At 42.0% G+C, this 7,081-nt stretch carries 6 protein-coding genes; all 6 read left to right on the top strand.

Translation table 11 applies throughout. The features are described 5' to 3' along the window. The first annotated feature begins 650 nt into the window (after positions 1 to 650). The 6 genes from F6K20_RS17990 (at position 651) to F6K20_RS17965 (ending at position 6,812) form a co-directional block, all read left to right on the top strand. Positions 651 to 2,162 (top strand): hydroxysqualene dehydroxylase, encoded by a 1,512-nt coding sequence (locus F6K20_RS17990; RefSeq protein WP_287295540.1) that lies wholly within the window; start codon positions 651 to 653, stop codon positions 2,160 to 2,162. Positions 2,163 to 2,393: 231 nt separating this feature from the next. Then, positions 2,394 to 3,533 (top strand): Na/Pi symporter, encoded by a 1,140-nt coding sequence (locus F6K20_RS17985; RefSeq protein WP_287295538.1) that lies wholly within the window; start codon positions 2,394 to 2,396, stop codon positions 3,531 to 3,533. A 26-nt stretch (positions 3,534 to 3,559) separates the two neighbouring features. Beyond that, complete coding sequence (locus tag F6K20_RS17980) at positions 3,560 to 3,721, top strand: hypothetical protein (RefSeq protein ID WP_287295537.1); 162 nt, start codon at positions 3,560 to 3,562, stop codon at positions 3,719 to 3,721. A gap of 433 nt (positions 3,722 to 4,154) precedes the next feature. Then, on the top strand, positions 4,155 to 4,313 hold the full coding sequence (locus tag F6K20_RS17975) for a hypothetical protein (protein ID WP_287295535.1): 159 nt from the start codon (positions 4,155 to 4,157) through the stop codon (positions 4,311 to 4,313). 185 nt (positions 4,314 to 4,498) lie between these two features. Further along, positions 4,499 to 5,656 carry a cupin domain-containing protein gene (locus F6K20_RS17970; RefSeq protein WP_287295533.1) on the top strand — a complete coding sequence of 386 codons (1,158 nt, stop codon included), beginning with the start codon at positions 4,499 to 4,501 and terminating at the stop codon, positions 5,654 to 5,656. Between the two features lie 154 nt (positions 5,657 to 5,810). Further along, positions 5,811 to 6,812 carry a ferredoxin family protein gene (locus F6K20_RS17965; protein ID WP_287295531.1) on the top strand — a complete coding sequence of 334 codons (1,002 nt, stop codon included), beginning with the start codon at positions 5,811 to 5,813 and terminating at the stop codon, positions 6,810 to 6,812. The last annotated feature ends 269 nt before the right edge of the window (positions 6,813 to 7,081 follow it).

The raw sequence follows: 7,081 nt of genomic DNA, 5'->3' as shown, positions 1-7,081 counted from the left end.
TCTCACACCATAATCTTTGATTTGGTGTGAGGCTCCTGCTAAGCTAGCTCAACTACTCCAGGATACTCGGAGTTTTGGTTAAGACTAACCCAGTATTCAGCTGTTGACAGTCTAGGTATTATGTGTTAATTACTAGGGACTAGAAACTTTGATTAACTATCTAACAGTTAATATCTAACAGTTAATATCTAACAGTTAATATAAAATATCACTAAATAATTACTTGGCGGTTAAAATACAAGATTTTAAGTTAAGTTGTAAGACCTAACACCTAATACCTGATACCTAATACCTAACACCTAACACCTAACACCTAACACCTAACACCTAACTCCTAACACCTAAGGCAAGCAGTGATGTTTGCCAATTCCCAAAAATTTGATCAGAAATTTTCGGGAATCTGTGGAAGACACCTTGTAGTAAATAATTAACGTAGCTTTACTAGAGCTTGTCAAACATCTTGGAAAGTTTTTGACATATGCCTCTAGGATTTCCTCCCAGTTGATGTACAGTAGCGGTTGTGGCAATGGTTACAGCCGCTTTTTTTTTGGAAAGGAGCATCCCATCACCCATCACGGAGTTACCTTAACATAACTTCATAATTGTGCGATCCTGAAAAAAGAGTTGTTAATAAACTCAAGAAAAGGCCAATGTCAGAACTCTCAGAAAGAAAACGAGTAGTTGTAGTCGGTGCTGGATGGGCAGGCTTAGGCGCAACTTACCACTTAGCCAAACAAGGTTACGATGTCACTCTCCTAGAAGCAAGTTCCTATCCCGGTGGTTTAGTGGCAGGATGGAAAACAGCGGGTGGACGTTCTGTAGAAGGGGGAATTCATGGTTTCTGGTATCCCTATCACAACATTTTCAACCTGGTAAAGGAACTCCGACTCAATCCTTTCACTCCTTTCACCCGTTCTTCCCAGTATTCCCCTGCTGGATTAGAGGTCGAATCCCCTATCTTTCAAAATGAACCACGACTTCCCACCCCTCTAGGAACCTTCCTCTACCCCGACTTTAAACGCTTACCCCTGATTGATCGACTCTCTGCCTTACCCCTACTGTATGGCATTATTGATTTCGATAATTCCCACCAGGCTTGGGCTAGGTATGACTCGGTAACCGCCCGTGAATTATTTAAACAGTTTGGGGTTTCGGCACGACTCTACAAGGATTCCTTTGAGCCGATGCTGTTAGTGGGTTTATTTGCTCCAGGAGAGCAATGTTCAGCTGCAGCCGCCCTAGGAATGCTGTATTACTTCATTTTGGCTCACCAACCGGACTTTGATGTGGTCTGGTGCCGAGGAACGGTAGCACAGATGATATTTAAACCCTGGGTGGAACAGATTGAAAAAGCCGGGGGAAAGGTACTTACCAATAAACGGGTCAATGACATTATTATAGACCACACTGGCAAAGCCAAAGGGGTGATGTGTGGTGATGAACCCTTTGAGGCTGACGCGGTGATTTTTGCTGTCAGTATCAATGGTATGAAGAAAATCCTTCAGAGTAGCACCATCCTCCAAAGCCGCAAGGAATTCCGCAACCTGATGAATTTAGGGGGAATTGATGTGCTATCTAGCAGGCTATGGTTTGACCGCAAAGTTGAGATTCGCCATCCCTCTAATGCTTGTTTTGGCTTTGATGCCACCACGGGTTGGACATTTTTTGACCTTAATGCTTTGCACGATGAGTACCGGGATGAACCTGGTAGCGTGATTGAAGTAGACTTTTACCATGCTAACCAGTTGCTACCCCTGAGTGATGAGCAAATTATCCAGAAAGTTCAGCGTGACCTAGGCACCTGTGTTTCTGGTTTTAGAGAGGCAAATCTGATAGACAGTACTGTGATTCGAGTACCCCAAGGGGTGACTCACTTTGCTCCCGGTAGCTATCAGTATATGATGCGGGGAACCACTAGTATTCAAAATGTATTTATGAGCGGGGATTGGATTGTCACTCGCCACGGTTCTTGGTCTCAGGAAAAAGCGTATGTTACCGGTTTGGAAGCAGCAAATTTGGTAATTAGGCGCTTTAGACAAGGGAATCTAGCTAAGATTATTCCTGTTGATGCAGATGAATTTCATATTCAGGTGACACGGAATATTAATAAAACTGTACGGGAGTTTGGTCAGACGTTATTCAGTAATTTTTGGTTACCTTGATTTTAAGCCATCAGCTATCAGCGGTCAGCGGTCAGCGGTCAGCGGTCAGCGGTCAGCCTTCAGCCTTTAGCCTTTGGATGAAACCTGATAACTGATAACTGATAACTGATAACTGATAGCTGTTCGCGTAGCGTGCGCGTAGCGCTTAAGCTGATAGCTGTTCGCGTAGCGTGCGCGTAGCGCTTAAGCTGACAGTTTTACTTGGTAGTTGCTGAATAAACTAATACAGTAATGGAAAGCGTTCAGAACTCAGAAAGGTTTGTTGTTACCTTCTACAAATGGGTAGGTATTCTAGTTTTGGTTTACCTACTGATTGTGGCAGTAGGGATAATTGGTACAGGCTTTAGATCAGCTACTGGGGAACAAGCCCAGGAATTGTTCGAGTTTGCTACTAATCCCTTTGCTGGCTTAATTGTCGGTACCCTAGCAACTGCTTTAATCCAATCGTCAAGTACAGTAACCTCGATTATTGTGGGTCTAGTAGCTGGTGGTTTGCCAGTGGCAACGGCTGTTCCTATAGTTATGGGGGCTAACATTGGCACCACCATCACTAATACACTGGTTAGTTTAGGACATATTCAAAATAAGGACGAATTTAAACAAGCTTTTGCTGCTGCAACCATCCACGACTTTTTCAATCTGATTAGTGTGGTTATCTTCCTACCTTTGGAAATTACCACTCACTTCCTGGAAAAGATTAGTCTGTTTTTAACAAGCCTGGTTGTGGGGGAAAAATCGATTACTTTAAACAACGTTAACCTGATTAAATTTGCCACGGCTCCAGTCACTGATAGAATTAACACTTTCAGTAATAGTTTACCAGAACCATTTAATGGTATTGCCCTGATTGTCCTGGGTATCAGTCTTATTTTCCTATCCATCTTTTTCATTGGAAAACTGCTCAAAACCTTAATGGTAGGACGAGCGAATGAAATGTTGCACACTGCTATCGGTAACGGTCCCATGGCTGGGATTGCTTCTGGGACAGTAGTCACTGTAATCGTGCAATCTTCCTCCACTACCACCAGCCTGATGGTTCCCCTAGCTGGTACAGGTTTGTTGAGCTTACAAGAAATTTATCCCTTCACCCTAGGAGCAAATATCGGAACCTGTATCACTGCCTTACTTGCGGCTACCGGAATAACGGAAAACCCAATCCCTGCTCTAGAAATAGCTACAGTGCATCTACTGTACAACACCCTCGCCGTTGTGATCATCTACAGCATTCCTGTGTTGAGACAAATGCCAATCCTGGGTGCAGAAACCTTAGCTGCTGTTGCCAGTGAGCGGAAGTATTTAGCCTTTGTCTATATTGGAAGCGTTTTCTTCGTTATTCCAGTACTACTTCTGAGTCTATCCAAGTTGCTGTGATAGGTTAGCACTTCCTTAAGAGCAGAGTGCTGGTAAGCTATCAGCGTGTCGCGTATCAGCTCTCAGCTATCAGCGTGTCGCGTATCAGCTATCAGCTATCAGCGATTAGCGCTATCCGCACGCTACTTGAGGTGCTAGCTTATGGGCACGCTTGGCCAAAGGCCAATGGTTTACTGCTGAATGCTTAGATGGGCTTTTACCCAGACTTTCAATTTGATAAAATCTCCAACTCTTAAATTTTTTGGTTCCAGGTTTATGTAAAGCATTAGGCTGTTCCCATAGCGTGAGCCTAATGCTCACGGCTGACAGCTGACGGCTGACAGCTGACGACTGCTGATTCTCTATAGTCCACTTAACTATAGAGAGTTAATTAATAATAATTATTGCTAAGCAAACCATAGCAAGCCTTACTATACAAGCTTTATCTTCTTTAAGCCTAATTCTTAGCTTATAGGGTTAGGATAGGTTGAGAAAAATTTATCAAAATTATTTCTCAACTATTGACTGCTGCGTTGCCTTTGAGTTAAAGTCTATAAAATATACCCGATCACTGAGCCTTTCGAGCTATACCCGAAAGGTTAAGCAGCAAAAGGGTGAATCTACACTAGTTGGAGAGAAAGTATGTTAGAGCAAATCAAAGGATTAACTGCTGAAAAGCGCACAGTTAGCAAAATTCAAGTCGAAATCAAGGAAATCGTTCCGAATACTCCCCGTAAGACTACTGAATCTTGCCTAAATACTGACGCTGACGGTGGTGATCTCAGAAGCGAGGAATCCTGAGACTATCTGACCTTCTCAGGTAGCTATTGCTTATGAGCCCAGAATTGTTAGCAATAATTAGTTGCTAATAGTTTTGGCTAAATCCGAGCTTGTATCAGAAATTAGAGAAATTTTCTCAATTATCTTTCTGGTGCAAGCTAGTTGCTTAGTATATTTTTTTTATTGCTAAAGATTATCAAATAGTTATGTCAGTGCTCGCAAAAATCCTCAAGCCATACAGTGAGCAGAAATTCCTAGAATACCATTGGACGAGTAAAGCACTATTTATTCCAAGTGAGGACGAAAGGAAGTTTGCTGATCTATTTTCTTGGCAAAAACTCACCGATCTGCTGAATTTCCATCAATTCAAGTATCCGGAGCTGCGCTTAGCCTTAGATGGCAAAGTTTTGGAGGAAAAGGAAAACGCCAATCTAATCAAGTGGTGCCAGTCAGGGGCAACTCTAATCATTGACAAGGTACATAAACTAGTACCAGAAATTACTAACTTCACCTCAGAAGTTAGACAAGATTTAGGCTATAGTGCTCAAGTCAATTCCTATTGTTCATGGCCCAGTAAACAGGGATTTTCCTGTCACTACGATACTCACGAAGTCTTTATCTTGCAAATAGACGGAAACAAGGAATGGTACGTATTTAGCGATACTCTAAAATACCCGTTGACTGAGCAAAAATCAGCCTCTGAAACACCTCCGGAAGGGGATCCTTACTTGAAGTGTACCCTTACCCCTGGTGATGTGTTGTATATACCCCGTGGACATTGGCATTATGCTGTTGCTCTAGATCAACCGTCACTACATTTAACCCTAGGGATTCATTGCCAGACTGGTGTGGATTTTTTAGACTGGTTAGTAAGTGAGTTACGGCAGAATGAAGCCTGGCGTGAAAGTTTGCCACTGCGGTTCGATGCTGCTCCTTTAGATCAGTCGATTGATAATTTAATCCAAAATTTAAAGCAATACCTTACTAACAGTGATATCCAGGAACGATATAACCGTTATCTTGATGGCTTAGTCAAGCCACTAGCTAGATACTCTCTACCTGCGCAAGCAGGATTTAATATATTTCCCAATGGTGTAGAGACTAGGTTTAGTAATCCCAAATTTAAGCGCCTAAAAATTTCACAGCTGCCAGATCACAATGGCTACAAAATTATCGTTTCAGGTAAAGAAATCATTTTAGGAGGAGTAACTGAATCCTTGGTGGAAAATTTATTCACCAGAGAGACCTTTACCGGTAGTGATGTCATGACATGGTTACCAGGTTTCGATTGGGAGGTTGATGTTGTTCCTCTTTTAACCCATTTAGTTACTGAAGGAATAATTTTTGTTGATACCAGAGTATAGCGCTACTTGCAAGGCAAAAGGCAAGAGGCAAGAGGCAAAAGTTGACTAAAAGAGCGTTTAAGCTTGTATCAATGTCAAACACCTTAATAGGTAGTGCTATATAATTAATATTTTTTTTCTAGTTAAAAAAAATTATAGTTAAGGAGATCAAACAATGAACACTTTTTTTTGTTCTGACCATTCACAGCAGTTAGCTGAAGACATTATCGGTAGTGGTACTAATTACCAAGTGTATGTTTTAGTGGAATGTCGCCAACCGTGGCTGTGTAATGCCATGGATTCTAAGTATATTCCAGACAATCTTAGGAGTTTGGTGAATGAGGTGAAGCAGCGTAAGCTGCCAGTAAGATTCCTGCTGATTGCTAATAATAAAACCCTAAAAGCAGATCAGACTAAGGTTTTGATTTATAGCCACAACGGTGAGGCCAGGTTAAAAGGGTACAACAAGCTAGAGTTTGATGTGACTAATCTTGATGAAGTAGCTGGGATTGTCAGACAATTCTTTGCTGGAGAAACTCCAAACTGTGTCACACAAGACAATGACACTAGAGATATTTTAGTTTGCACCCACGGTAGCCATGATGTGTGTTGCGGCAAGTATGGTAATCCTTTTTACTCCAAAGCCTTAGCTACTGTTAATGAGTTATCGTTAAGCAATGTCAGACTCTGGAAAACCAGCCACTTTGGTGGTCATCGGTTTGCTCCCACTGCGATTGACTTCCCAGATGGAAGATACTATGGTGTCTTAGATCAAGATTCATTGAAATCAATTTTAATCCGTAGTGGTGATATTGAATGCTTCAATCGGGTTTATCGAGGTTGGGGAATTCTACCGACTAAAATTCAGGTATTGGAAAGGGAACTTATCCTCCGCTACGGATGGAATTGGTTTAAGAACAAAGTTGGTGGTTCAATTATTAAGGAAGATGTGAATCAGGATTCTATTCAAGCTGAGATCAGCTTTGAAAAACCTAATGGCTTGATTTACCATTGTCGTGCTGAATTAGTTAAAGATGAAAGTAAGACATTGCAGCTGAAAGGGTCTTGTGGTGCTCAGAAAGAGTCAGTGTTTGTTAAATATACTATCAAGAATCTCTGCCTTTACTCGGAATTGCTGGAAATTCTTCCAGTTTATGAACCGCAGATGGCAAGCTAAGAGGTAAGCATTTAGCAGTCAGCCGTCAGCAGTCAGCAGTCAGCCGTCAGCGGTCAGCCGTCAGCTCAACTAGTAGGGTGCGTTATCAACGCACCTTAAATATAGAGTTACTGGTGTTAGTAATTTACTTAGTCATTGGTATAGAGTCCGTGTAGGAATTGTGATAATTTTTGATGGCATATTCCCTACGGTGCGCGTTCACGCTTAGCTTTGAAAAAGCGCGGGGTCGCACCGCTCCCTACTCCCTACTCCCTACTCACTACTCCCTA

Origin of the sequence: Moorena sp. SIO2C4 (assembly GCF_010672485.1) — a bacterium.
Classification (GTDB): Bacteria; Cyanobacteriota; Cyanobacteriia; order Cyanobacteriales; family Coleofasciculaceae; genus Moorena; species Moorena producens.
The sequence above is the reverse complement of the archived record's forward strand: the minus strand, read 5'-3'. Positions and strand labels throughout refer to the sequence as shown.